The 22,816-nt window shown below is 38.4% G+C and carries 32 protein-coding genes; 29 read left to right on the plus strand and 3 right to left on the minus strand.

The annotated features are described in order from the left end of the window. Positions 1-60 precede the first annotated feature (60 nt). Positions 61-2,922: a hypothetical protein gene (locus tag C9J34_RS05815; protein ID WP_107838923.1), complete on the plus strand. Its 2,862-nt coding sequence runs from the start codon at positions 61-63 to the stop codon at positions 2,920-2,922. A 154-nt stretch (positions 2,923-3,076) separates the two neighbouring features. On the opposite strand, the gene C9J34_RS05820 is transcribed toward C9J34_RS05815, so the two are convergent. Next, complete coding sequence (locus C9J34_RS05820; protein ID WP_107838924.1) at positions 3,077-3,508, minus strand: diguanylate cyclase; 432 nt, start codon at positions 3,506-3,508, stop codon at positions 3,077-3,079. A gap of 166 nt (positions 3,509-3,674) precedes the next feature. Here C9J34_RS05820 and C9J34_RS05825 point away from each other — a divergent pair, with 166 nt between their 5' ends. The 9 genes from C9J34_RS05825 (at position 3,675) to C9J34_RS05865 (ending at position 13,131) form a co-directional block, all read left to right on the plus strand. Next, complete coding sequence (locus tag C9J34_RS05825; RefSeq protein WP_107838925.1) at positions 3,675-5,144, plus strand: MutH/Sau3AI family endonuclease; 1,470 nt, start codon at positions 3,675-3,677, stop codon at positions 5,142-5,144. A 108-nt stretch (positions 5,145-5,252) separates the two neighbouring features. Next, positions 5,253-6,500 carry a DNA (cytosine-5-)-methyltransferase gene (gene dcm, locus C9J34_RS05830; RefSeq protein WP_107838926.1) on the plus strand — a complete coding sequence of 416 codons (1,248 nt, stop codon included), beginning with the start codon at positions 5,253-5,255 and terminating at the stop codon, positions 6,498-6,500. A gap of 198 nt (positions 6,501-6,698) precedes the next feature. Then, entirely contained in the window at positions 6,699-7,790 is a 1,092-nt protein-coding gene (locus C9J34_RS05835; protein WP_107838927.1) for an ABC transporter substrate-binding protein, read from the plus strand. Continuing rightward, positions 7,780-8,613: an alkaline phosphatase family protein gene (locus C9J34_RS05840; protein ID WP_107838928.1), complete on the plus strand. Its 834-nt coding sequence runs from the start codon at positions 7,780-7,782 to the stop codon at positions 8,611-8,613. Before C9J34_RS05835 ends, C9J34_RS05840 begins: the two co-directional genes overlap by 11 nt. Positions 8,614-8,734: 121 nt before the next feature. Next, on the plus strand, positions 8,735-9,565 hold the full coding sequence (locus C9J34_RS05845) for an ABC transporter permease (protein ID WP_420799119.1): 831 nt from the start codon (positions 8,735-8,737) through the stop codon (positions 9,563-9,565). After that, the gene (locus tag C9J34_RS05850) at positions 9,565-10,350 is read left to right on the plus strand and encodes an ABC transporter permease (RefSeq protein ID WP_107838930.1); all 786 of its coding nucleotides are present in this window, start codon (positions 9,565-9,567) and stop codon (positions 10,348-10,350) included. Before C9J34_RS05845 ends, C9J34_RS05850 begins: the two co-directional genes overlap by 1 nt. Next, positions 10,347-11,348 carry an ABC transporter ATP-binding protein gene (locus C9J34_RS05855; RefSeq protein WP_107838931.1) on the plus strand — a complete coding sequence of 334 codons (1,002 nt, stop codon included), beginning with the start codon at positions 10,347-10,349 and terminating at the stop codon, positions 11,346-11,348. Before C9J34_RS05850 ends, C9J34_RS05855 begins: the two co-directional genes overlap by 4 nt. Continuing rightward, a complete protein-coding gene (locus C9J34_RS05860) occupies positions 11,345-12,130 on the plus strand; it encodes a DeoR/GlpR family DNA-binding transcription regulator (protein ID WP_107838932.1) in 786 nt (261 codons plus the stop codon). The genes C9J34_RS05855 and C9J34_RS05860 overlap by 4 nt, the downstream gene beginning before the upstream one ends. Next, positions 12,127-13,131: a histidinol phosphate phosphatase domain-containing protein gene (locus C9J34_RS05865; protein WP_107838933.1), complete on the plus strand. Its 1,005-nt coding sequence runs from the start codon at positions 12,127-12,129 to the stop codon at positions 13,129-13,131. Before C9J34_RS05860 ends, C9J34_RS05865 begins: the two co-directional genes overlap by 4 nt. A gap of 606 nt (positions 13,132-13,737) precedes the next feature. Here C9J34_RS05865 and C9J34_RS05870 read toward each other — a convergent pair. Continuing rightward, positions 13,738-14,154, minus strand: a complete 417-nt coding sequence (locus C9J34_RS05870; protein ID WP_193768903.1) for a helix-turn-helix domain-containing protein — start codon at positions 14,152-14,154, stop codon at positions 13,738-13,740. A 226-nt stretch (positions 14,155-14,380) separates the two neighbouring features. Here C9J34_RS05870 and C9J34_RS05875 point away from each other — a divergent pair, with 226 nt between their 5' ends. From C9J34_RS05875 to C9J34_RS21845, 3 genes are all read left to right on the plus strand, one after another. Next, complete coding sequence (locus C9J34_RS05875) at positions 14,381-14,587, plus strand: transcriptional regulator (protein WP_107838935.1); 207 nt, start codon at positions 14,381-14,383, stop codon at positions 14,585-14,587. Between the two features lie 29 nt (positions 14,588-14,616). Then, positions 14,617-14,832 (plus strand): hypothetical protein, encoded by a 216-nt coding sequence (locus C9J34_RS05880; RefSeq protein WP_107838936.1) that lies wholly within the window; start codon positions 14,617-14,619, stop codon positions 14,830-14,832. Between the two features lie 67 nt (positions 14,833-14,899). After that, complete coding sequence (locus C9J34_RS21845) at positions 14,900-15,070, plus strand: hypothetical protein (RefSeq protein WP_193768904.1); 171 nt, start codon at positions 14,900-14,902, stop codon at positions 15,068-15,070. Between the two features lie 5 nt (positions 15,071-15,075). On the opposite strand, the gene C9J34_RS21850 is transcribed toward C9J34_RS21845, so the two are convergent. Next, positions 15,076-15,243 (minus strand): hypothetical protein, encoded by a 168-nt coding sequence (locus tag C9J34_RS21850; protein WP_193768905.1) that lies wholly within the window; start codon positions 15,241-15,243, stop codon positions 15,076-15,078. Between the two features lie 91 nt (positions 15,244-15,334). Between C9J34_RS21850 and C9J34_RS05885 the strand changes: the two genes are divergently transcribed. The 16 genes from C9J34_RS05885 to C9J34_RS05940 all read left to right on the plus strand — a co-directional run bounded on the left by C9J34_RS05885 (position 15,335) and on the right by C9J34_RS05940 (position 22,811). Continuing rightward, the gene (locus tag C9J34_RS05885) at positions 15,335-15,526 is read left to right on the plus strand and encodes a helix-turn-helix domain-containing protein (protein WP_107838937.1); all 192 of its coding nucleotides are present in this window, start codon (positions 15,335-15,337) and stop codon (positions 15,524-15,526) included. A gap of 37 nt (positions 15,527-15,563) precedes the next feature. Then, the gene (locus C9J34_RS05890) at positions 15,564-17,507 is read left to right on the plus strand and encodes a transposase domain-containing protein (protein ID WP_193768906.1); all 1,944 of its coding nucleotides are present in this window, start codon (positions 15,564-15,566) and stop codon (positions 17,505-17,507) included. After that, entirely contained in the window at positions 17,504-18,394 is an 891-nt protein-coding gene (locus C9J34_RS05895; RefSeq protein WP_107838939.1) for an AAA family ATPase, read from the plus strand. Before C9J34_RS05890 ends, C9J34_RS05895 begins: the two co-directional genes overlap by 4 nt. A gap of 84 nt (positions 18,395-18,478) precedes the next feature. Continuing rightward, positions 18,479-18,670, plus strand: coding sequence for a hypothetical protein (locus tag C9J34_RS21695; protein ID WP_153062608.1), 192 nt, complete (start codon positions 18,479-18,481; stop codon positions 18,668-18,670). Beyond that, positions 18,649-19,119 (plus strand): DnaD domain-containing protein, encoded by a 471-nt coding sequence (locus C9J34_RS05900; RefSeq protein ID WP_107838940.1) that lies wholly within the window; start codon positions 18,649-18,651, stop codon positions 19,117-19,119. Before C9J34_RS21695 ends, C9J34_RS05900 begins: the two co-directional genes overlap by 22 nt. A 5-nt stretch (positions 19,120-19,124) precedes the next feature. Continuing rightward, on the plus strand, positions 19,125-19,490 hold the full coding sequence (locus tag C9J34_RS05905) for a hypothetical protein (protein ID WP_107838941.1): 366 nt from the start codon (positions 19,125-19,127) through the stop codon (positions 19,488-19,490). Further along, the gene (locus tag C9J34_RS05910; protein WP_107838942.1) at positions 19,477-19,731 is read left to right on the plus strand and encodes an AbrB/MazE/SpoVT family DNA-binding domain-containing protein; all 255 of its coding nucleotides are present in this window, start codon (positions 19,477-19,479) and stop codon (positions 19,729-19,731) included. Before C9J34_RS05905 ends, C9J34_RS05910 begins: the two co-directional genes overlap by 14 nt. Next, complete coding sequence (locus C9J34_RS05915) at positions 19,728-20,354, plus strand: ABC transporter permease (RefSeq protein ID WP_107838943.1); 627 nt, start codon at positions 19,728-19,730, stop codon at positions 20,352-20,354. Before C9J34_RS05910 ends, C9J34_RS05915 begins: the two co-directional genes overlap by 4 nt. Before the next feature lie 41 nt (positions 20,355-20,395). Continuing rightward, entirely contained in the window at positions 20,396-20,560 is a 165-nt protein-coding gene (locus C9J34_RS21855) for a hypothetical protein (protein ID WP_193768907.1), read from the plus strand. Positions 20,561-20,599: 39 nt separating this feature from the next. After that, complete coding sequence (locus C9J34_RS05920) at positions 20,600-20,872, plus strand: IDEAL domain-containing protein (RefSeq protein ID WP_107838944.1); 273 nt, start codon at positions 20,600-20,602, stop codon at positions 20,870-20,872. An 11-nt stretch (positions 20,873-20,883) separates the two neighbouring features. Beyond that, entirely contained in the window at positions 20,884-21,264 is a 381-nt protein-coding gene (locus C9J34_RS05925) for a regulatory protein GemA (protein ID WP_107838945.1), read from the plus strand. Beyond that, the gene (locus C9J34_RS21860) at positions 21,257-21,430 is read left to right on the plus strand and encodes a hypothetical protein (protein ID WP_193768908.1); all 174 of its coding nucleotides are present in this window, start codon (positions 21,257-21,259) and stop codon (positions 21,428-21,430) included. The genes C9J34_RS05925 and C9J34_RS21860 overlap by 8 nt, the downstream gene beginning before the upstream one ends. Before the next feature lie 82 nt (positions 21,431-21,512). After that, positions 21,513-21,833: a hypothetical protein gene (locus C9J34_RS05930; protein WP_107838946.1), complete on the plus strand. Its 321-nt coding sequence runs from the start codon at positions 21,513-21,515 to the stop codon at positions 21,831-21,833. 141 nt (positions 21,834-21,974) lie between these two features. Further along, positions 21,975-22,100 (plus strand): hypothetical protein, encoded by a 126-nt coding sequence (locus C9J34_RS22595; protein WP_274523354.1) that lies wholly within the window; start codon positions 21,975-21,977, stop codon positions 22,098-22,100. A gap of 14 nt (positions 22,101-22,114) precedes the next feature. Next, entirely contained in the window at positions 22,115-22,486 is a 372-nt protein-coding gene (locus C9J34_RS05935) for an addiction module toxin RelE (protein ID WP_153062609.1), read from the plus strand. A 25-nt stretch (positions 22,487-22,511) separates the two neighbouring features. Continuing rightward, the gene (locus C9J34_RS05940; RefSeq protein WP_238600582.1) at positions 22,512-22,811 is read left to right on the plus strand and encodes a Mor transcription activator family protein; all 300 of its coding nucleotides are present in this window, start codon (positions 22,512-22,514) and stop codon (positions 22,809-22,811) included. The last annotated feature ends 5 nt before the right edge of the window (positions 22,812-22,816 follow it).

Below are 22,816 nucleotides of genomic sequence, written 5' to 3' on the forward strand. Positions count from 1 at the left end.
AAATACTAAAGGGCAAGAAAATATGCCCGATATAGACTATGAAACAGAGGAGGTCGGAAAATGAATAAAAAGTTATTTTTTACTTTAGGGGCAGCCCCTATTGTAATGTTTGCACCTGCTGTTGTACATGGAGAAGAGACACATACTGTAGCAATTACAGGTGAAAAAATGGTGAATGGAACATTAACGGCAACAATTGAAAAATTACCAGCACAATCCGTAGTTAAAGGCTATCAATGGTATTATGCCGAAAATATAGCTGGAGAGAACTCAGGTGGTGCAACGTATAAGCCTGTTATAGGTGCAACGAAATCGACGCTAAAAGTGCCAGTAGGAGCAGCTGGTCGCTCAATTTTTGTGGAAGCAACAACGACAGACGGTACGAAATATCAAAGTGAATCTGTAGCGATTAATGACTTACAATTAGCAATTACAACACCGAAACTGAATGACTATGCTGTTCCAGGTGAGGTGGTTAAAGTGCTAGGTGCCACTGTTACAGATAGTGCAGGGGCAAAGTTAGAAAGCGGACAAGTTACATATAGCTATCAATGGTTTTATAAAGTTGGAGAATCTTTCACAATTATTGATGGTGCAACAAGCGGTACATACACCATTGCTAAGGATGCATTGGACAAGGATGTCAAGCAAATTATTGTTAGAGTAAAGGCAACGGTAGGAAATGCCATTATCGAGTCGGATATTTCGAATACGCTGACGATTTCAAATGAATCAGTCAACTCAATGATTGATGAAATTAAAGAAATTTTCGTGAATGATTATCAATATAATTTTACAACATTAGCATCTTTCAAAGCGCATTTAACTGATTTAAATAATAAGTATCAAGCATTATCAGCAGCGGCGAAAGACAGCATAACAAACTATTCGGCATTAAAGCGTGCTATGACAGATGTAGAAGCAATTGAGAAGCTGCAAGAAACAGTAAATAAATCTGGTGAGATTGAAGAAAAAGATAAGGCTAAATATTTGAAGGACATTGAGGAAGCGTATAATAAGTTAGATTTATTACAGCGAAGCCTTGACCCACAAGAAGCTTTATACACAGATATTAGAAACTTGCTTGATAATCGCACAAACGAAGAATTTAAAGAAGTAAGAAAAATCAATGAAGCTATTCAAGCATTATTAATTTATGAAACATCTTTTGCAAAGTATAATGCAGCTGACATAGTTAGCTTACAAGCTAAGGTTGAGGCGATCGAGCAAGATATCGCAGCATTGTCACAAGATGCAAAGGCAGCTGTCCATAATCAATCCATTTTACAAGAGGCAAAACAGGATATTAAAAAGATACAGCAATTTATTAAATCATTCGATAAATTATCTGTAGCAGATACGCCAAACAAGCGAGTAACAACAGCGAAATCAATTCGCACAGCTTATGAGAAGCTAACATATAAACAATCGCAATTAGTAACAGGTGAATGGATTACGCGATTATTGCAAGCAGAAAGCGCAGAGCAGCAGCAAATCGAACGATTGAATGGTGAAATCGCAGGCTATGTTGGAAATCTAGGTAACCGTTATCCGATGAATCCTTCAAGCACTTCTTGGCAGAGCCATGTGAACAATGTCAATCGCCTTGTCCTTGAATATAAAGGATTAACAAAAAATTCAGCTACACAAATTGTTGGATATGACAAACTCCTTACGTTACAAAAGGATTTAAAAACAGCTCTTAAAGTAATTCAAAGCATTGATGCGTACCAAAAATTATCAACAACGAATGGTGTAGCGAGTAACAAGCTACAATCGACATATACAAGCGCATTAAAGGCGTACAATAAATTAACAAGCTTGCAGCAATCTCTTGTTTATAATGTTGATGAGTTTTTGAATAATGCACCAGCGACATCTGTTGATCCAGGTAAGCAAGAGCCGGCGGATAAAGCCGCAGCAGAAAAATTAATCGCTGATATTGAGCAACTGACGAACGTTAAAAATTATACCTTTGCAACATTTGAAAATGCGGTAACCTCAGCATCAACGATTTATAAAAATTTATCTTCAAGTGCACGAAAATACGTAACAAATTATCATATTTTAACAGCTGCTAGTAAAGACCTTTCCGGGGTCAATTCATTCCATAAGAAAGTACAAGCGGCAAGAGAAGAAATGGATGTAAAAAAGCAGGCTAAAAAAATTGAATCCGTTCAAAAAGCATATGATAAGTTACCAGCTAATCAACAATATTTAGCAAGACAACAGTATCAAGATTTATTAGCGAATCGTTTAGTTGATAATAACGCACCGAATTTAGTGCAATTAAATAACGAAATTGCAGCAATATTAGTAAACGATATGTATGTAGTGTCAATTGAAAGAGTTAACGATTTATCAGCACAATTCAATAAGTTAAGCGCAGCTGATAAAAAGGCTATAACAAACGGCAATCTGTTAAAAACGGCTGTATCCGATGCGAAAAAAGCAACGACATTCATCAAACAATATGAAAAATCATTTGCAACAAATCCAAGCACAGTCATTAAAGCTTTCGCCAAGCTGACAACAAAACAAGCAAGCTTAGTAAATCCAACAGTTCGCCAAGCAATCATCAACAAGGAAAAAGAGCTACAATCCTCTGACGTAGTATTAACATTAATCGAATCTATTAATGGGCTAATTGTGAAGGGCGAGTACATTGCCAATCTAGAAAGCAAAGTAAAAGACCTACGAGCTATTTATGATAGCTTAAGCACAAACGACAAAAAAGCTGTGAAAAACTATAAGAAGCTAACAGACGCCGAAAGCGATTTGAAAAAAGTAGCAGACGTACAAGCACTTTACGTCCCTGCTGATGGCGACGACAAGAAACGCAAAGCTTGGAAATCTGCCTACAGCAAATTATCCAAGCGATTAGAAGTACTGTATAAACAAATGTATCCAAGTAATCTATAAGTGAAAAACGAAGCGCCAGAAATCAAGGTGAAAACTTTGACTTCTGGCGCTTTTATTTTGCACTTGTATCCTTGCGTGCGAACGGGAGCTTCTTACGTGCGAAAAGTATACTTTAATGTGCGAAACATCCTCGCCTACGTGCGAATTGTGACTTTTAGCCCATCTTCTCAAGGATTCGATAGTCTTTCGTTTTCGTATAAGCAATATCATACTCGTCACAAAACGTAACTAAATCTTGAAAAACAACTTCAGGCTTAAACAATGCTACCCGAATTGGCAATCCGTTCGATGTTTTAATGACAGCTAATCGTGTTGCCCAGTTAAACCGTTTAAATGTCACTCGTACAATATCCTTCGCCTGTACTCGTTTTTTATACAAAGTCAAACCGAAAAGCTGAATCGTATAAGTAACCGTATCTTCCTGTAATACGAGCGTATATCTTACCCACATGAATACAAGCAGCAAGAGCAAGAGAACGGCATATATCCCTCGTAGCCAACCTTCATTACTGATAAACAACATAGGAATAAATAAACACGCAGAGAGAAAGAAGACTAACCATTGTGTTTTAGCTTGGTAGGTCATGGGAAACACTCCTTAGCATTCTAATATTTGGTTTTATTATATCAGAACTTTTAGAAAAGGTTTAGTTGTTGGGTTTGTTTCATTAATCTTTGCTTTATATATAGGAATCCTTCTGAGACAATTATGATAAACTCAAAATGAATAGAAAATTTAGGAGGAGTATTCTATGACTGGATTTGAGATTTCAAGAAAGAAATTAATCAATATTTTTGATAATGTTATTGGAAAAACATTAGGGGAAGTAGATTCTAAAAATGTATTCCAACGTACTATAAAGAATCCTAAGATTACAGGGATTGCTGGAGATATTATTGAACAGTCAGTCGTTGGATATCCCTCTGATTCTAGACAATCACCTGATTTAATTGTGGATGGTATTGAAACAGAATTAAAAACAACGGGTATTAGAAAATCAAAAAAGAAAAATGATAATCGTTTTGAAGCGAAGGAACCCATGACGATAACAGCAGTGTCTCCTGAAAGGATTATTTACGAGAAATTTGAAACATCAAGCTTCTGGCATAAATTAGAGAATCTTTTGCTTGTCTATTATAACTATGATTCCGAGCAGACTGTTCCAGCAGCTCGATATGCAGACTTTGTTTTAGAAGGCTATCACTTCTATCAATTTTCTGATGAGGATAGAGAAAGATTAAAAAATGATTGGGTATTAGTACGCGATTTTTTATTACAATTAGAAGAAACGGAAAATCCAGTAGAGGGTTATCCAAATTTATCCTCTGCTTTGAGGAAAGACTTGATGTTAATTGATACATCACCAAAATGGCCGAATCGTCCTAGGTTTCGATTGAAAAGATCTACTGTAACGACGATTGTTCAAGGATACTTTGGCGAGCAGTTAGAGAAACTTGATAAATCATACACTACCTTTCAAGAGGTCGATGATAAGTTACAAGAACTCACAAGGGTACATCAAGGTAAGTCAATCAAGCAACTTATTAAAGAATTAGGGTTACCATTAAACCTAAATAAATCAAGAGATGTTCAGAAAGCTATAACAGAGCAAATTGTAGTAAAAATGTTTGATGGTAACGCTTCAAAAATGAATCAAATTGAGCTGTTTAAAAAAATTGGGCTAATTCCCAAATCTGTTACACAAACGGTTAAGGGAACGAGAACAGAGGATATGAAGCTATTAAAAATAGATTTTGGAGAATGGACAGACGAGTCCATAAGCTTTGAAGAATCCTCAGTATTTAGTTATTTTAATGATTATCAACTGCTCTGTATTTTATTTGAGGAGCCAGATAACTCTGCAAAGCTATTAGATAATAAATTTATTGGCTTTAAGCGATTAATAATACCTGATTATATTGTTGATACTGATGTGAGAGAGACTTGGAATAAAGTACGTCATCTTATCAATAATAATGAACTTAAAGAAAGCAGGCTTTATAATAAGAATGGAGAGCTTCTGATTAATCCTAAGACAAAGCTTACGAAAACAAGTATTAATTTTCCAAAATCTAAAGATTTTTTATTTTTTGTGAGAGGGTCTGGAACAGATTCCTCTGCTAAAACTCTTCAAGTAAATGGAATTCAAATGTATACACAGTATCTTTGGATGAAGGGAAGTGTATTATTAGGTATGTTAGAGGATATTGATTATATCTAATATCAAAGATTTGGCTATTATGTCCATGAATGATAAGTATTTGATCTTTTCTTTTTGCAAATAAAACATTATAATAGATAATGTCAAGAATGGAAAGGATGTTCGCTTATGAAAGATACTCTAAATGTTGTCGAGTTGTTTGCGGGCGTAGGAGGCTTTCGATTAGGTTTAGAAAAAGCGGATGCAAAAGTATTTAACACCGTTTGGGCAAATCAATGGGAGCCATCACGTAAAGCACAAGAAGCATTTGAGTGCTATGAAGAGAAATTTGGTGGGGAGCGAAGTAATAAAGATATTGCAACAGTTCCGAATGAATTTTTTAGTGGATTGAATATAGATTTATTAGTAGGAGGCTTCCCTTGTCAAGATTACTCAGTAGCTCGGTCATTATCGGGTGAAAAGGGACTGGAAGGCAAAAAGGGTGTACTATTTTGGGAAATTAAACGAGTAATTGAACATTCGCACCCTAAATATGTTTTACTTGAAAATGTAGATCGCCTTCTAAAATCGCCTTCTAAACAAAGAGGTCGCGATTTTGCGGTAATGTTAGCGACATTTCGCGATTTACAGTACAATGTTGAATGGCGTATAGTGAATGCTGCGGAATACGGTGCTGCACAAAAGCGTCGACGAGTATTTATTTTTGCTTATAAAAATAAATTGGACTTTGCTCGAGAGCAAACGACACTTACTGGCAATGATATCGTTTTTAATGAGGGCTTTTTTGCGAAAACATTCCCAGTTCGAGATGAGCCTTATAAAAATCGAATAGCTACATGCACATTGCCGAAGGATATTTTAGAGATATCAGATAGCTTTGCGTTTGGCTTTCATACGGCAGGTATTATGAGAGAGGGAGAAGTGTTTACAGCTCAAACAGAAGCCCAAAATCCAATTTTCACACCATTGAAAGATATTTTAATTGATGAAGAGATGGTTGATGAACGTTTTTATTTAACTGAGGCACAAGCTGAAAAGTTTGCTTACTTACGTGGGTCAAAAAAAATTGAACGCACCTCCGTAGATGGCCATAAGTACATTTTTTCAGAGGGAGGTATGTCACCAACTGATGAATTAGATGGACCGGGTCGCACAATGTTAACAAGTGAAGGCACTGTTAATCGTAGTACACATATAGTAGAAGTGGCTGGAAGAAAACGATTTTTAACACCTGTAGAATGTGAACGTTTGAATGGTTTCCCAGACAATTGGACAGCTATGATGTCAGACCGTATGCGCTATTTTTGTATGGGAAATGCTTTAGTCGTAGATATGGTTGCAAAAATGGGAGAGACGATATTGAATCTAGATAAATGTGAAAAGCTATCATCTGAGCAAATAACAATTAGTTTTTAATTTAATTTGTAAGAGGAAACTGTTCTGAAATATAGACTTTCAGAACAGTTTTTTCTATGTCTGATTATTCCCTTTACCCCCTCTTAACACTTTTTACACAACCTTCTTAATCCATCCATACTTGCTTAATGTTTGTTTCGTACTATATCAGTTGTAAGCAAATAAAAATAAAGAGAAACAAATGGAGGGTCCAGTTCAATGGCGATTCAAAAATGGTGGAAAAAAGGCTTGGTTGGGGTAGCGGCAATTTCGATGTTGGCGGCTTGCTCAGATGGTTCATCTTCTTCAGGTAAAGAAGTAGATAGCAATTTAGCGCTTGAGGAACTTATTGAGAAAGCAAAGGAAGAGGGCGTAGTGAATTCTGTCGGCATGCCTGATACTTGGGCAAACTGGGAGGAAACTTGGGAGGAGCTTGGGACAGAGTATAGTCTTAAACATTCGGATACAGATATGTCGAGTGCTGAGGAGCTAGCGAAGTTTGAAGCTGAGAAAGATGATGCGACAGCAGATATCGGAGATGTTGGGATTGCCTTTGGGCCAATTGCCAAGGAACGAGGCTTAACATTGCCATACAAAACATCATATTGGGAAGATATCCCGGAGTGGGCAAAAGATGATGAAGGACATTGGATTGTAGGTTATACAGGAACTATCTCATTTATTACTGATAAAAACAGCGTTAAAAATCCACCTACATCATGGGAGGATTTAAAAAATGGTGATTACAATGTGAGTATTAATGATGCATTAACAGCGAATCAAGCCCATTTTGCGATTTTAGCAGCAGCGATAGCTTTCGGTGGGGATGAATCAAATATTCAACCAGGTATTGATTTCTTTGCAGAGTTAGCGAAGCAAGGCCGCTTGCAAGGCGACCCAAGTGTTGCGAACTTAGAAAAAGGTGAGATTGATGTAGCGATTCTTTGGGATTTTAACTCGCTTGGTTACCGTAGTCAAATTGATGAAAGTCGCTTTGAAGTAGTGATTCCAGCTGAAGGCTCTGTAACATCTGGTTATGCAACGATTATTAATAAATATGCGAAAAATCCGTATGCTGCAATGTTAGCACGTGAATATATTTTATCTGACGCTGGACAAGAAAATTTAGCGAAAGGCTATGCTCGTCCGATTCGTGAAAATGTAACGTTATCGGCAGAGGTAGAGGCATTATTATTACCAGACAATATGTACAAAAACGCTAAGCCGGTGAAAGATCAAAAGAAATGGGAAGAAACAACGAAACAAATCCCACAGCTATATCAAGAGCAGGTGCTAATCCATGCAAAATAAAAAAGTGGTGTTAATTGTTGTGGATGCACTGCGCTTTGATACGGCTTGTACACATATGGGCTTTATGCAGCATTTAGTGGAACAAAAAATGGCAGCGCGTTATAAAGTTTGTTCAGAAGTACCTGCTTTATCAAGACCTTTATATGAAACGATTTTAACAGGTACACCACCGATTGTGCATGGAGTAGTGAGCAATATGGTTGTGCGTTTATCAACGCAGACAAGCCTATTTCATGTAGCGCAAAAAAACGGCTTGTCAACAGCTGCTGCTGCGTACTATTGGGTGAGCGAGCTATATAACCGAGCACCGTTTTCTCATATGGAGGACCGCATTCAGCTAGATAAAGAGTTACCAATTAACAATGGTTTGTTCTATTTTGAGGATCATTACCCAGATAGCCATTTATTTGCGGAAGCAGCATGGCTTGTTGATAATAAACAGCCCGATTTCCTTTATGTTCATCCGATGAATGTAGACGATGATGGGCATAAATTTACTGCTGATTCAGCAGGCTATCGCAATCGTGTGTTAGCAACTGATAATTTATTATCATTATTTATTCCAAAATGCTTGGCACATGGTTATGAGGTCATTGTGACAGCGGATCATGGCATGACGAGCGATGGTAACCATGGTGGTACGACAGAGGAAGACCGTCATGTGCCGATGTTTGTTATTTCAGGTACTGTGAAGCCTGGCATTCGAGATGGAATTGTATCACAATTGCAAGTCGCACCGCTTTGTTGCGAGTTACTTGGTATTGAGCCAGCAGAAAGTATGGCTCCGTTGTTGTTGGATGGTGTGAAAGCTAACGTAGAATAAATCCCCAAAAATGTGGAATAAATCATGCAGCAGAGCGAGATTCCACAAAATTGCGCCTAGCCTAACGAGTCATCGTTAGCGGGCGCACTATACATATGAAAAGAAAGAAGGAATTGCTTTGATTTCGAAACGCCAAGCATTTATATGGTTATCCCCTTTCATAGTGCTAGTGCTTCTGTTTTTCCTTGTGCCGCTACTCTATATGCTCATTACGAGCTTTCAAAGTAATGGCGCATTTACATTACAGCAGTACAAAACAGTTTTAACGAATAGCTATATTTTACAAGGTTTTAAAAATAGTATTACGTTATCTGTTGTTTCAGCTGTTATTGCATTGATTGTGACATTATTTGCTGTGTATGCCATCATGAATTTTTCGGAGCCAATGCGTGAAAGGATTTTGATTTTAACGAATTTAACATCAAATTTCTCGGGTATTCCGTTAGCCTTTGCCTTTATCGTTTTACTTGGGAATAGTGGCTTATTTACGCTGTTATTTGATAAATGGGGCATCGGTGTCTTGTCATCATTTTCACTTTATAGTTGGGCTGGATTATTACTTATTTATATATATTTCCAAATGCCATTAGCGTTAATGCTACTATATCCGATTTATGATGGGATACAACAGCAATGGAAGGAAGCTGCAGCACTTTTAGGTGCTTCCACATGGAAATTTTGGTTGAAAATCGGGATTCCTGTTATGCTGCCAGGAATTGTTGGGACATTTAGTGTGCTGTTTGCAAATGCGATGGGGGCGTATGCTTCTGCCTATGCGTTGACGAATAGTAATTATAATTTAGTAGCGATTCGTATTGGTTCGTTAATTAAAGGAGATATTTTCGCGCAGCCTGAGCTGGCGAGTGCTATTGCAGTGCTACTCGCAGTAACGATGGTGTTAGCGATGCTATTAAGTGAGTGGAGTATTGCGAAAACGAGGAGGAAATTATAATGAAAAAACGTAGCTTTGCTGATTTATTTTTCCTTCTATTTGTAGCCTATATTGTATTGCCAGTTGTTGCAACGATGCTTTATGCCTTTGCGGATAAATGGAATAAAACTGTATTGCCAGAAGGGTTAACCTTGAAATGGGTGATGACATTATTCCAAGACCCAGCTTTCATTCAGGCATTTGGGCGTTCTGTATTATTAGCTGGAGGAGCGGTAATCATTGCGTTACTTGTCATTGTACCAGCCATTTTCGTTATTGTACTGTATTTTCCGAAGTATGAAAAATGGATTCAAGCGGCTGTTGTGATGGTGTATTCTTTCCCAGGCATTATTTTAGCGGTAGGGCTGATTCGTGTTTATAGCAAGTTTGGTATTTCGATGATTTTCGTTGTGCTGGGTGCTTATGTTATTTGTATATTGCCGTATATTTATCAAGGTACACGTAATAGTTTACGCAATGTGGATGCACGTCAGCTTTTAGATGCGGCACAGCTACTGGGTGCTTCCAAAATGCAAGCATTCACAAAGGTATTGCTACCAACTGTTTATCCAGGCTTGTTTGCTGGCGCTCTCTTATCCTTTTCCGTGCTGTTTGGTGAATTCGTATTAATTAATCTAGTTGTTGGCTCTCGCTTTGAAACAGTACAAATTTACTTAATGAAAAAGCTAAGTACAAGTGGGCATATTGCGAGTGCAGTTGTCTTTGTATATATCGTGTTAATGGCCATATTAACATTTATCATTGCGAAAGTTACGAAAAAGACGAAAGGTGCTACAAATATATGAGTTATATAACGATTAAAGGGCTTCATAAAAAATTTGGAGAAACGACAGTTTTAACAGAGATTGATATGCAGATTAATAAGGGTGAATTTATTACATTGTTAGGTCCAAGTGGCTGTGGGAAAAGTACGATTTTGCGTATACTAGCAGGGTTAACTGAATCTTCGGCAGGCACTATTCAAATTGATGGTAAAAACATGCTGGGTGTGGAGCCAAAGGAAAGACAGGTTGGCATGGTGTTTCAATCCTATGCGCTATTTCCGAATATGACAGTGTATGAAAACGTAGCATTTGGCTTGCGTATGCAAAAGGTGGCACCAGCAGAGCTGGATGAGCGCGTACAAGAAATGTTAGCGATTGTTCGTTTGACGGAAAAAGCTAATTTTTATCCGAAAGAATTGTCTGGTGGTCAGCAGCAGCGTGTAGCTTTAGCGCGTGCAGTCATCGTTCGTCCTAAAGTACTTTTACTAGATGAGCCGTTAAGTGCACTCGATGCACAAATTCGTAAAAAACTACAAGTAGACCTACGTAATATTCAACAGCAGCTTGGTATGACGATGATTTTAGTGACGCATGATCAAGAAGAAGCAATGGCTATTTCGGATCGCATTTTCGTGATGAATAATGGAATGATTGAACAAAGTGGGGCACCAACTGAAATTTATACAAGTCCTAAAAGCGAATTTGTAGCAAATTTTATCGGGCACTACAATGTATTTACACGTCAGGCGCTAGAAAAAATGAGCGGCACAACATTGCCTGTTAAAGGGGAGAAGTTTGCCATTCGACCCGAGGCCATTCACCTTGACGCGCAGCAAGGAGATATTGGTATTACAGGTGTAGCACAGCATTCTTTAATGAGCGGTAATGTTATTCGTACAACATTTGAAGGAGAAAGCATGTTTTTAATGGAGCAGCTACATCAACGTCAGCACAAGGTGACACTTGGTCAAACTTATACTTGCTATGTTGCGAAGGAAGATGTGGTTGCATTATCATGACGTACGCAAAAATCGAGCGCTTCGAATATATTGTGAAGCAGCTAGAACTAGAAGGTAAGATTATCGTTGCTAACATTGCGGAGGTATTACAAGTTGCACCAGAAACAATTCGGCGAGATTTCGATGAATTAGAGCAACAAAAATTATTAACGCGAGTGCATGGGGGCGCTGTCAAATATACGAATGTAAGAAATGAGCCAGCCTTTTTACGCAAGCTTCAAATGCAAATGGAGGCAAAGCGCCACATCGCAAGTGTAGCGGCTAGTCGTATTCAAAATGGTGATACGATTGTTGTTGATACAGGCACAACAACAGTTCATATAGCGGATTTCCTACTAGCTGTTGATGATGTAACAGTTGTGACAAATTCCATTGCAGCGGCAGTTCAATTTAATTTGGCAATTGAAGAACGTCGAATGACAGGTAAAGTGATTGTGCTTGGTGGGATGACAAATCCTGCGCAATCGTCATTAGTAGGTGCGATTACAATTGAGATGCTTAGCAAGATGAACTTTGATAAAGCGTTCTTATCGTGTGGAGGTATTAGTGATGGCATCGTGTATGATTATGATTTAGATGAGTCATTAGTGTCCAAAAAGATGCTGGAGCAAAGTAAAAAAAGCTATTTACTAGCTGATGCAACGAAGCTAAATAGCAAATCCTTTTATCAAATTTGCCACTTAGATGCATGCGCGGAAGTATTGTGTAATCAAGCTTGTCCAGCGCTGTGGCATGCATATGAGGAAATTTGGACGCTATGTCATGGAGGGAAATTTGGATGATTGATTATCATGTACATTTAGAAGAGGGACCGTATTCGTTTCGTTGGTTAGAGCGCACTGCACAAGCGTTACAAGCACATAAGGAGCCTATAAATAAGGGCTATCGTCAAAGCGTAGAACATCAGGTGCAATTATTATCTGAGCGACTACAAAAAGGGTGCTATAGCGAGGAATGGCTCGATTTGTATTTGCAGCAAGCAAAGCGATTAGGCTTACAGGAAGTTGGCATTGTTGATCACTTATATCGATTTAAGGAAACACGCGCCTATTTTGAGCGTTACATGGAGCTAGATGAACAGCATGAATACGGCAGTTTGCAGCGCTACTGGCTTGAGCGGGTGATGACTGAAAATATGGATGAATTTATAGAGACGATTCAGCGTGCAAAGGAAAAATGGCGTGCACAAGGTGTGACATTGAAGCTCGGTATCGAGGCGGATTATTTTATCGGGGGCGAAGAAGAGCTAGCGTCATTGTTAAAGGATTACCCTTGGGATTTCGTAATTGGCTCTGTGCATTTTGTAGATGGCTGGGGTTTTGATAACCCACAGACAGAGTATATTTTCAAAGGCATGGATGAAGTAGCCTTGAAGCAGCATTATCAGCGATTTTTCGAAACAGTTGAAAGCATGATTACATCCAATTTATTCGATTTTGTAGCACATTTAGATAATTTTAAAGTATTTAATTACAAAGTACAGGACGAGCTATTTTTAGATGCTGCATATGAACGTGTAGCACAGGTACTTAAAGCAACAAATACAGCAACGGAAATTAACGCAGGTTTGTATTATCGCTATCCTGTAAAGGAAATGTGCCCAGGTCCACGTTTTTTACAAACATTATTAGCGCATGGTGTTGAGTTTACAGTTTCGTCTGATTCACATTTTCCAGATGATTTAGGGAAATTCACATTTGACAATGTCCAGCAGCTAAAGGAAGCAGGAATTTCTTCATTAGTCACATTCACAAAGCGTAAAAAAGGGTATATAGAGATTTAATAGAGCTATTGGAAAAGCAAGTATTTATTTGCTTTTCCAATAGCTTATTTTTACATATAGATTGCTTAGAATCTGTTTAGCTCAATGTGGTAATATATTGATTATTGTTGATTGGTGAGGAATCTTGCAAAAAACAAGTAGTGTGGGATAAGTCAGGATATGTGAGGAAACGCAAGGATATCAAGGGATATGAGGAAAATCAATGTGAGATAGGAAAGTTTGATAGTTTGCAAAAAAATCGAGGTAATCATGATTTTTAACGTAAAAGTTAAAGCCATGATTACCTCGATTTTTTGTCTTGCAAAGACTTGCAAACGGCTATATAACGGCTTGCAAGGACTTTCACAGCTACTCTAAAAAAATAACATTAGCGTGGGGACATGGGGACAAAATCGGATTTTGAAAGGGACATGTCCCTATGTTCTTTAAACCTATGAATTGCAAGAGGTACAGCTATTTTAAAAAATAGGCGTGGGGACAATTTGCACGATTCATTGCAAAAAAGTATTAAGAAAATTTAATTAAATTGTCCCCAAATAGAGCCTCTAAAACTATACATATTTTGAAAGGCAACATGATATACAAGTTTATCATTTGAACCAAAAATTAAGCCGTTTCATCTGTTGCGGCGTCTTCGCCATGTGTCAAGTTCAGTGACGGTGCTTTTTTATTGTACAATTCGCGGGCTATCAAAAGACCATCAATTATGCCATCAATTTTCATTTTTTCATCATGGGAAAGGCGATTAATTTTTTGAGCTAAATTAATATCTTCTGATGGAATATCTGTAATTTTGTTTTGTTCTATTTTTGGAACGACATGTTCTACACCAAAGAGTAAATAGTCTGCTGATACATTGAAAACATCGCATAAAGATATGATTGTTTTAGCAGAAGGCTCAAATTTATCGTGTTCGTAGCCACTAACATTACTTTTAGTTTTCTTTATTAATAGAGCTAACTGTTCCTGAGTATAACCTTTTTCTGTTCGTAAAGTATTTATTCTAGCACCTATAGTTGTCATAATTGAAACCTCCATGAAATAAAATTCTAAAAACAATAACAAAATACTTGTTTTGTTCTAAAATTAGAACTATAATGTAATTAAGATAAACAAATACATCATACTTAATTTTATCACAACAGTAGCAAACTAGCGTTGACGATAATTTTCCTATTAGTTTATCTATGTACATTGACAATTAAATAGAAGGAATTGTGTTTACACGAAGAAAGGAGGATACAAGTAGATGAAAAAGCGAGAGCTGACACCACAGGGTAAAAGAATCATCAAACGTCTTATTGATTTAGGTCGCACGCAAGTATGGCTTTGTGAACAAGTAGGAACAAGTAAGGTATATATGAACTTCATCTTACGTGGTGAGCGCAGTGGCGAGAAATACTTGCAAAAAATTTATGAAGTCCTCGATTTAGAGGAGGAGCAGCATACGGCGTAACATATTTTGGAAAGGGAGGTGAAAATAATATGCTTAGCCAGTTTAATCATTACTTGGAAATGTATGAGGAAGGCTATTGGAGTCAGGAAGAAGCTATAAATCGAGCAACTGAGTTTTATGTATTATACGTTGAGGCTATTATGGCTGAGAAAAGGATTACAGATAAAAGTCGTCTGCAATTTATCGAAAACATGGGAGCAGATTATAGTGCTTTCAAGGATAAAATCAAAGCTCTAGTAGCTTAAAGCCCATCGAAGGGTAGCGGCGAATGGACAAGAAATAAGCCGTAATTATCAGAAGGAGGTTACAACTATGCAAGAATCAAGCAATAAAAGGTCAGTTGAAGAAATACTCCACCAACAGCTGGAACTGTTAGCGGAGCGTAGTGCTAATGAAACGAATACAGGAAATTTAATTCGTTTAACATTAGCGATGGTTGAAATTCACAAGTTTTTAGGAACTGAAAATAAAGAATTTATTTAGCATTCCTATTTAATTATTTCATCGTGGATAATCCTTAAATCGCGAGCAACTTGTTCGGCTGTTAAAGGTTCAGGTCCAACATTAGTGTCACCGATTTGCTCGAAAGCTTTTGAATTATGTTCATACATCGCTTTCAAGACTTCAACTGCCAATGGTGCAAATGTAGTGTTCATTGCGTTCTAGCTCCTTTCATAGAATGAATGTTCTTGCAGTTTGAATATACCACAATATATTGTGCCTTTCAAAAGAAAGGGGGTCTAGATATTGAAAATTTGTGTCAGGGAATTAAGAGAATCTCGCAAGCTATCAAGGTATCGTTTAGCGAAACTATCAGGAATAAATGAATCTACCCTTCAAATGATAGAAAACAATGAAAATCCCAATCCTACTTTTCATGTTATGTGTAAAATTGCAGATACGTTAGGTGTGAGTTTGGATGAATTAAGAAAAAAGTAAAATGTTAGGGCAACTAATAAGAGAAAGGAGGCACACCATGAGTGCATTACTAACGTTAAAAGAAGTCGCAGAGCTTGAAAGAATTAGCTATGAGAATATCAAAAAGAGAGTTCAGCGGAAACGAGTGAATGTTGTTCAAATACCAGCTAAAAACGGTGGCATGTATGAGTTAGGCGTACCAATCAGCGAACTCACTGAAAAGGCACAAGCCCGCTACTATGCTCAGTTACAACATGTGGAGCAGCCAAATTTCCAAGAAGCTGGAACACCTGAGAAGTATGGACAAAGCATAAATGATTTGACGGGTGAGCAGCTCGATGAAATTGCTTTCTGGCAACGAGTTATCAAGTCGTGGCGCAGTTATATTGCAGATTTTCCAAAGCAAACGACGGAGAAAACAAAAGATTTTGTTAAGTTTTTCAACTCCATTGACAAGCGTCCTATAACAGAACGCACATTACGCAATAAATACAAGTTATTTAAAGAGTTTGGTGAAGTTGCTTTAGCAGACCATCGTAAAAATCGAAAGGATCGCAACACAACGAATATTCCTGTAGAGTTGCAAAATGCTTTTCTTGATTGGTGGCTGGATGAATCCCAACCGACTGTAGCGTTTACACATAACATGCTGCAAGCATGGGTGGAAATGGACATGCCGCAACTAGCACCTGTACCAAGCTATGATTCTTTTTATAGGCTTGTAAAGAACTTGCCACCAGGTGTATTGAAATATTACCGCGAAGGTGATAAGGCGCTAACAGATGATGTATTACCATATGTCGAACGAGATTATAGTCGCATTGATAGCAATGAAATTTGGTCAGCAGATTATCATACATTAGATTTCTTTGTTAAAGATGATTTGTCAGGCAAAGTATTTAGACCACATGTAGTTGTTTGGATAGATGTACGTTCCCGCAAAGTTTTGTCTATGAAATTATGTGAAACAAGTAATAGTGACGGAGTTATCACATCATTTAGACAAGCAGTAAAGGCATGGGGGCTGCCGAAATCCGTTTATTTAGATAATGGACGAGAGTTTTTAGTTCGGGACTTCGGTGGTAGTGGGAGAAGAAAAAGTAATCCAAAGGCGAATTATGGCAGAACGATGCTAGAGCGCTTGAATATCGAAATGACAAATGCACGTGTGAGAAACGGGCGAGCAAAAGTTATCGAACGTGCATTTAAAAATGTTGCATCGGAATTTGCGAAAACTTATATCACCTATACAGGTGGGCGACCAGATAAACGTCCAGAGCGTTTGACAGGTGTATTAAAAGATGAAAGTAATATTCCGCTACGTTCAGAGGTAGAGGCGGACTTATGGACTTATTTAGAGGGCTGGTGTAACAATCGAGCATCACAAGCAGTTGGGTTAGGTGGGCAAACACCAAACGCCTGCTATGCGGCAAATCTAGTGAGAAAGCGTACAGCTACAGAGGACGAGCTAGACATGATTACATTGCGTACAAGTAGCTTGCGGAAAGTGGAGCGAAACGGTGTTTACCTTCAGTTTGGCGAACGCAAAATATGGTTCTATGATACAGATTTGGTACACAATTATTTTGGTCAAAAGGTCTTTGTTTGTTATGACAGTGAAGATTTAAGTCAAGTCCTTATAAGAGATGAACAAGAGCGTCGTATCGGTTATGCGTCAATGACTGAAGTAGGCGGCTACAGTAAGGATATGGACAAAGAGGCAATTAAAAAAGTAAGCAAAAATGATAAGGCACAGCGAAAACTTATCAAAACTTTTAAAGAAGAATTAAGCAGCGATGTTCATGTGCCAAGCATGAATGAAATATTGATAAGAAAATCTGAACAGAACATCAAAGGCAACAAACATATTGCAAATGCAAAAGTAATCGAAGTTTTCAAGCCTACTGAGGTGCAGCGTAAAGTAGTTGGACATGAAAATGACGGAATCGACCGTATGAAAATGGCAAAGAATGCGAAGAAAAATGGAGGGACAAGAATATGACGCTAACTTTACAAGAGCAGGCAAAACAATATATTAAACAAAATAAAATTCCACAAGTACATTTTGGAAAGTTAGTCGGTGTTGGAGAAAGTACCATCTCACGTTGGCTAAAAGGAGATTATCCGAATGCTGAGCGGATTGACGCCCAGGTCAAAGATTTCTTAGGCAAAGAAACAGCTCGTGAAAGTGTGATGGAAATTAGAGATATCCCTTTTGTTCAAACGACGATTTCAGAGCAGGTGTGGGGTGAACTTGAATACGGGCGTATTCAGCGCACGATTAGTATTATCCGAGGTGATGCAGGTGTAGGAAAAACACGTACTATGCGCGAGTGGGCGGCAGATAAGTCGGATGTCATTGTCATTACAGCAAACCCAGCGTTCAAGTCGCCGAAAGCATTTTTCAAGCTATTAGCAAGAGCATTGAAAACCACAACGAGCGGTGCAATTGACGATATCGTAATGGACGTCATGGATAAGTTAATGATTTCTGATAGAACCATTGTCATTGATGAAGCTCAACATTTAACACGCCCTACTTTGGAACTTGTTCGTAGCTTAAATGATGCTGCTGGAACAGCCATCATTTTAATGGGGAACGAGATTATCTATTCGAAGATGTTCGGTAGACAAGAGGCAGAGTTCTCACAGTTATTCACTCGAACAGATACACCGAGACCGAAGTTAGTAGATTTTTTCACTGAAGCAGATGTAATGGCAATTTTTAATGTGAGGGAAGTAGAGCAAGTGCGGCATTTACTGAATATTTGTCGAAGCAGATACAGCTTGCGTACAGCTATTCGTGTTTTTGTAAATGCACAAAATAATGAGGATATATCGGCAGACGGACTAAAAGCTATGTCTAAAGCGATGGGGATCGTGGTTTAGACATAGCTTCATAATTAACTAACATTAACGCGTACCGAAATCGTATCATGATTTCGGTATACGCGCAAGGATGGGGTGAGAATTTTGCAGAAACGTAATCCGACATATGAAGAAAAGGCAATCATTCTCCAGTTAAATCCACATTTAAATATGGGGAACTGGTGGATAGTAGCGAAAAGTGTCCATACGATGACGTTGCAACATAAAAAATACTCGCGTGTATATAAAAATTTGCAACTAGAGGAGGGACAGCTATGTCTACACAGCAATCTGTAGATGCTGAGAAACAACGCATCCAACAAATCGTATATCGGGCAAAACAGGAAATTGCACAGGTCTTTGCTCACTTAGAACAAGATTTATGTAATGTAGGCAATGATGCTCCTCAAACTGAGATAAGCGAAATGTATGCCATGTTCGAGCAAGAGTTTGGGCGCTTGTTATCGCCAATGGAGCTAACGAACATTAGCAACTGGCTAGATGAAGACCATCATTCACCTGAGCTAATTAAGGCAGCTTTAAGAGAGGCAGTTATCGGTGGCAAGCTTTCTTTGCGCTACATTGACACCATTCTGCTCAATTGGAAAAAACAGAATATTACGACACCAAAGCAGGCGGCACAACATGCAGAGCAGTTTCGTAAACGCACATCACCGCCACCAATTACTAATCGTGAGCCACGACAAAAAAAGCCTATGTATGACTGGCTAAATGAAAAGGAGTGAAAGCAATGGAAATTACACAAGATGCACGCACACAAATACTTGCCTATGCGCAACAGTTTACTGGTGCAAGTGAAGAGGCAATTACCTTGCACAAATTCTCTAATAAACCTGGCTATATGCTAACGGTGGAAACACGCAATGCGGAGGGGTTTCTACAGCTATTAAAATGGTTGGAAGTAAACGAGTTTAAGGGTATTACAGCTATCCGCACACTTCCTGAAGAATACAGCATTTATGATGATTTCGAACGAAAATCATTAGCATTTTTCGAATATGCACATGCAGGTTTTAGTATAGCAACTGAGGTTAGCGCTGGAAAAATTTCAAACATGATAAAAGACGAGGAGGAACAAACGCATGCAGCAATATAACAAAAAAATGAGCAAAGCAGGTAGTATCACTTTACCAGCAGCCCTACGCCGCGCAATCGGTGTCGAGGCAGGGGAAAAGTTTAGCGTGAATCTACAAGGGGATGGTAGTGTGCTCCTGAAGCGCACGCAGGGGAATTGTTTACTGTGTAATTCTGAAGATAATCTTGTTACACATAACGGTCGACTGGTATGTAAACCGTGCATTGACACGTTACAAACGAAGGCAGGTGAAGGGGCGTGAATGAGCAATTAATAGCGCTGGTAGATGAAGCTATCGAATTAGATCGCCGCACGAAAGTAGATAAAAAACGTTTGGATGAAATTAAAGCACAGCTCCAAACACACGCTACAGCAGAGATGGACAACAAAAATCTCAAGTATTATCAAATATACGGCTCTGATGGTCGATTCAATGTGTCATTTAAGGAGAAATTTGAGGTTGATCGCTACTCAGTTTTACAATCCACACTGGGTGATTTGGCTGAAGGCAAAATCTCAAAAAAAGAAGATGTTAAATATGACGTTGACGCCAAGTTTAAAGCCGCTTTAATCGCTCTTTATAAAGATGATTATTCAAATGAAATCCATTTAGGGGGCATCTTGATGGGACTAGGTTTAAGTCACGAGCAAGCCGCAGTAGCGCGCAAAAAGCTAAAAGGCGATTACCTTCACGATAAAAAACTCTTAGAAAGTTTGGGTATCACAGGTGAAATTGAGGAGGAGCTGGATGCTATCCGCCAATGCAAAAACCAAGAATCCATTGACCGCTTTTTCGGTGATTTACCGCCAGAAAAAATTGCAGAAATCAAACGGGCGATTTTTGTGGAGGATAGCATAGCTGTAGGGCTTGACTATGAAAAGTAAGAGGGGGCAATCCCCTCTACTCATGAAAGGAGTGAACTATGATGAAAAAACGCAACTTTAATCAACTAATGACGAGCAAAGCTATTTACCGTAAACACGCAGCACGTCACAAGGCTAACGATTATCCAAGCGGTCGTTGTAAACGTATGATGGCGTATACATCATTACTAACAAAGGCAATTGCTAAAACTAGTGAAAGAGGCTAACGTAACAACACCAAAGAACCATTATAAGGGGGAAAACCGATGGAAAGCAGCGATTTAGCAAAAATGTTAGCACAAATGGCAAGTGTAGCGATACTTAACGCACGTTGTGTAACAGCAAGGCAACAATATGAACGTTTCGAATCATGTAAGCTAGATGATGGCAAGTATAATCGTAGAAAAATAGAGCACATTGAAGGGTATGAGCCACCACAAGAGCTAGATATATGGTTGGACGAGCTTTTAATAGATGCGGCATTAGACAAGCGTGATAAAGCAACCTTTGAGCATTTAACAGCGCTGGCAAGATTTTGAGGAGGGATGAAATGACTGTAGTCAAAAAAATCTGGGCAATCGCCCGTGACATCGGCATGGAGCGAGAAGATATTTATAATGTCCTATTGCGTGAAACAGGCAAGGACAGTATGCGTAAATGCTCACAAAAAGAGCTAGAACGTGTGCTATTGTCATTGAGGGCTATGCAAGGGAATAAAGATGCACGCCCCAACAAGGCAACAAAGCGCCAGATATGGAAAATCGAACAGTTAGAGCAACAACTAGGGTGGCAAGACGAGCCGCAACGCTTACAAGGATTCATTCGAAAATACTACAAGGTTGAGCGTGTAGAATGGCTCACATCCGCGCAAGCTTGGCGGCTAATCGAAAGCCTCAAAAAACTGCTAGAAAAGGGGAATGACAATGGATGAGCTTTTAATCGAACGCTTGGGCACATATTATGTGTACTTTAAAATTGGAGAGCGTTTCGGCTATACGTTTGAACAATTCCTTGTAAAATACTTAAACAATCCAGCAGCATGCACAGTAAATCAATTAAATAAAAAAGCTGCAACGACCGCCATCGCTACAGCTTAATAACACGAAAGAAAGTCTCTCATGTACCTTGAAACTACATTATACATTGAGAGGCTTTCATTTGTATAGGAGGAAAAAGCAGATGAAACCTGCTGTTAGATTGGCACAAATCATAGTAGACACGCCAAATTGGGAGCAGAATCCCGTGTTAGTTAAAGAGGTTAAAAAGATACGCCAACTTTTAGGTGTTTCTAGCGATAAATGTAGTGGGCAAATGGGAGCACCACAAGGCTATCAATACAAAATGTATAGAGGTGAGGAATTGGTATTCGAAGGCACTCACAAGCAAATGGCAGATTACGCAAATGTATCTGTTACAACAGTTTATAACAGGTGTGCAACAGGTAGAATTGTTAATGGTTTAAAGATTACAAGGCAGAAATGGGAGGAAGTTAATGACTAATATTGTAAATATCCCATCCACAGGGGTTGACCATCAAAAGAATGTCTGTGCGATATGCAAGAAGCAGCCAGTCGTACGCTGGTGTGATTATATTATCCGTTATGACCATGCCCGCATCATAGTCAATTACTTAGACAAGCTATGCTACCTACAGACTATCAACAAGAACGACAGCAACTAGAAAAAGTAAAAATAGCGCGTATTGAAATGGGGCTTGAAACCGATCCAGGTGATATAAATGAACAAATGCAGTTATTTGATGAATAGAGGTGTTTACGGTGGTGAAGAAAAAATATAAACCATTAACAGCTAAGGAGAAAAAGTGGAACAAGGAATTTCGGGAACGTATGCGAGAAAAAGGGTTAATACCTCCTGTTAAAGAGCGGCTGAACAGAAAGAAATTCTTGGAAGAAACTTTGGAACAGTGGAAAATGAAAAAAGGGGAGGCATTTTATTATTTGCCCAAAGCGATAGGTTGGATGGTGGGTGGTGGTCATATTAAAATAACACCTGAGCAAATTGGCGTATTGAAAGCGGTGAAAATAGCTTTAGAAATCCAAGCATTTGAAGAACGACTAAGTAAAGAAGGAAAAACTACTTATGAAGTAGGTGAACTTTATGAACAGGTGATAAAACCAATACTAGATTTATAAAGAAGGGGTGTACAAGTTGGAGAATATGCAAATTAAACTGTCAATGTTGTCAGATGAACATAAAGAAATTGCATCTGTCATCGGTGTAGAAGCTTTTTTAAGACTATGTGAGCATTACGGTGGCTCCAATTTGTACATTCCCAAACGTGACAGCGTTATACGCTATGTGAGAGATACAGAAATTAAAAACGAATTTGACGGTGGAAATTATAGAAAACTAGCACGAAAATATCACCTTAGCGAAAGTCATGTCCGAAAAATTGTTGCAAATAGTGATGCAAAGTATCTTGTGCATAAGCAGACAGATATTTTTGACTTTTTATAGTGTAA

This window comes from Metasolibacillus meyeri, assembly GCF_003049505.1.
Taxonomy (GTDB): domain Bacteria; phylum Bacillota; class Bacilli; order Bacillales_A; family Planococcaceae; genus Metasolibacillus; species Metasolibacillus meyeri.

Excerpts from the sequence above, each read along its gene's own strand:
- C9J34_RS05910 (WP_107838942.1), top strand. The coding sequence starts at position 19,477 with ATGCAGCAATATAACAAAAAAATGAGCAAAGCAGGTAGTATCACTTTA.
- C9J34_RS05895 (WP_107838939.1), top strand. The coding sequence starts at position 17,504 with ATGACGCTAACTTTACAAGAGCAGGCAAAACAATATATTAAACAAAAT.
- C9J34_RS05865 (WP_107838933.1), top strand. The coding sequence starts at position 12,127 with ATGATTGATTATCATGTACATTTAGAAGAGGGACCGTATTCGTTTCGT.
- C9J34_RS05875 (WP_107838935.1), top strand. The coding sequence starts at position 14,381 with ATGAAAAAGCGAGAGCTGACACCACAGGGTAAAAGAATCATCAAACGT.
- C9J34_RS21855 (WP_193768907.1), top strand. The coding sequence starts at position 20,396 with ATGAAAAAACGCAACTTTAATCAACTAATGACGAGCAAAGCTATTTAC.
- C9J34_RS05835 (WP_107838927.1), top strand. The coding sequence starts at position 6,699 with ATGGCGATTCAAAAATGGTGGAAAAAAGGCTTGGTTGGGGTAGCGGCA.
- C9J34_RS21850 (WP_193768905.1), bottom strand. The coding sequence starts at position 15,243 with ATGAACACTACATTTGCACCATTGGCAGTTGAAGTCTTGAAAGCGATG.
- C9J34_RS05840 (WP_107838928.1), top strand. The coding sequence starts at position 7,780 with ATGCAAAATAAAAAAGTGGTGTTAATTGTTGTGGATGCACTGCGCTTT.
- C9J34_RS05855 (WP_107838931.1), top strand. The coding sequence starts at position 10,347 with ATGAGTTATATAACGATTAAAGGGCTTCATAAAAAATTTGGAGAAACG.
- C9J34_RS05920 (WP_107838944.1), top strand. The coding sequence starts at position 20,600 with ATGGAAAGCAGCGATTTAGCAAAAATGTTAGCACAAATGGCAAGTGTA.
- C9J34_RS05850 (WP_107838930.1), top strand. The coding sequence starts at position 9,565 with ATGAAAAAACGTAGCTTTGCTGATTTATTTTTCCTTCTATTTGTAGCC.
- C9J34_RS22595 (WP_274523354.1), top strand. The coding sequence starts at position 21,975 with ATGCTACCTACAGACTATCAACAAGAACGACAGCAACTAGAAAAAGTA.
- C9J34_RS05930 (WP_107838946.1), top strand. The coding sequence starts at position 21,513 with ATGAAACCTGCTGTTAGATTGGCACAAATCATAGTAGACACGCCAAAT.
- C9J34_RS05870 (WP_193768903.1), bottom strand. The coding sequence starts at position 14,154 with ATGACAACTATAGGTGCTAGAATAAATACTTTACGAACAGAAAAAGGT.
- C9J34_RS05890 (WP_193768906.1), top strand. The coding sequence starts at position 15,564 with ATGAGTGCATTACTAACGTTAAAAGAAGTCGCAGAGCTTGAAAGAATT.
- C9J34_RS05860 (WP_107838932.1), top strand. The coding sequence starts at position 11,345 with ATGACGTACGCAAAAATCGAGCGCTTCGAATATATTGTGAAGCAGCTA.
- C9J34_RS05925 (WP_107838945.1), top strand. The coding sequence starts at position 20,884 with ATGACTGTAGTCAAAAAAATCTGGGCAATCGCCCGTGACATCGGCATG.
- C9J34_RS05825 (WP_107838925.1), top strand. The coding sequence starts at position 3,675 with ATGACTGGATTTGAGATTTCAAGAAAGAAATTAATCAATATTTTTGAT.
- C9J34_RS05820 (WP_107838924.1), bottom strand. The coding sequence starts at position 3,508 with ATGACCTACCAAGCTAAAACACAATGGTTAGTCTTCTTTCTCTCTGCG.
- C9J34_RS05900 (WP_107838940.1), top strand. The coding sequence starts at position 18,649 with ATGTCTACACAGCAATCTGTAGATGCTGAGAAACAACGCATCCAACAA.
- C9J34_RS05905 (WP_107838941.1), top strand. The coding sequence starts at position 19,125 with ATGGAAATTACACAAGATGCACGCACACAAATACTTGCCTATGCGCAA.
- dcm (WP_107838926.1), top strand. The coding sequence starts at position 5,253 with ATGAAAGATACTCTAAATGTTGTCGAGTTGTTTGCGGGCGTAGGAGGC.
- C9J34_RS05940 (WP_238600582.1), top strand. The coding sequence starts at position 22,512 with ATGCAAATTAAACTGTCAATGTTGTCAGATGAACATAAAGAAATTGCA.
- C9J34_RS21860 (WP_193768908.1), top strand. The coding sequence starts at position 21,257 with ATGGATGAGCTTTTAATCGAACGCTTGGGCACATATTATGTGTACTTT.
- C9J34_RS05880 (WP_107838936.1), top strand. The coding sequence starts at position 14,617 with ATGCTTAGCCAGTTTAATCATTACTTGGAAATGTATGAGGAAGGCTAT.
- C9J34_RS05815 (WP_107838923.1), top strand. The coding sequence starts at position 61 with ATGAATAAAAAGTTATTTTTTACTTTAGGGGCAGCCCCTATTGTAATG.
- C9J34_RS21845 (WP_193768904.1), top strand. The coding sequence starts at position 14,900 with ATGCAAGAATCAAGCAATAAAAGGTCAGTTGAAGAAATACTCCACCAA.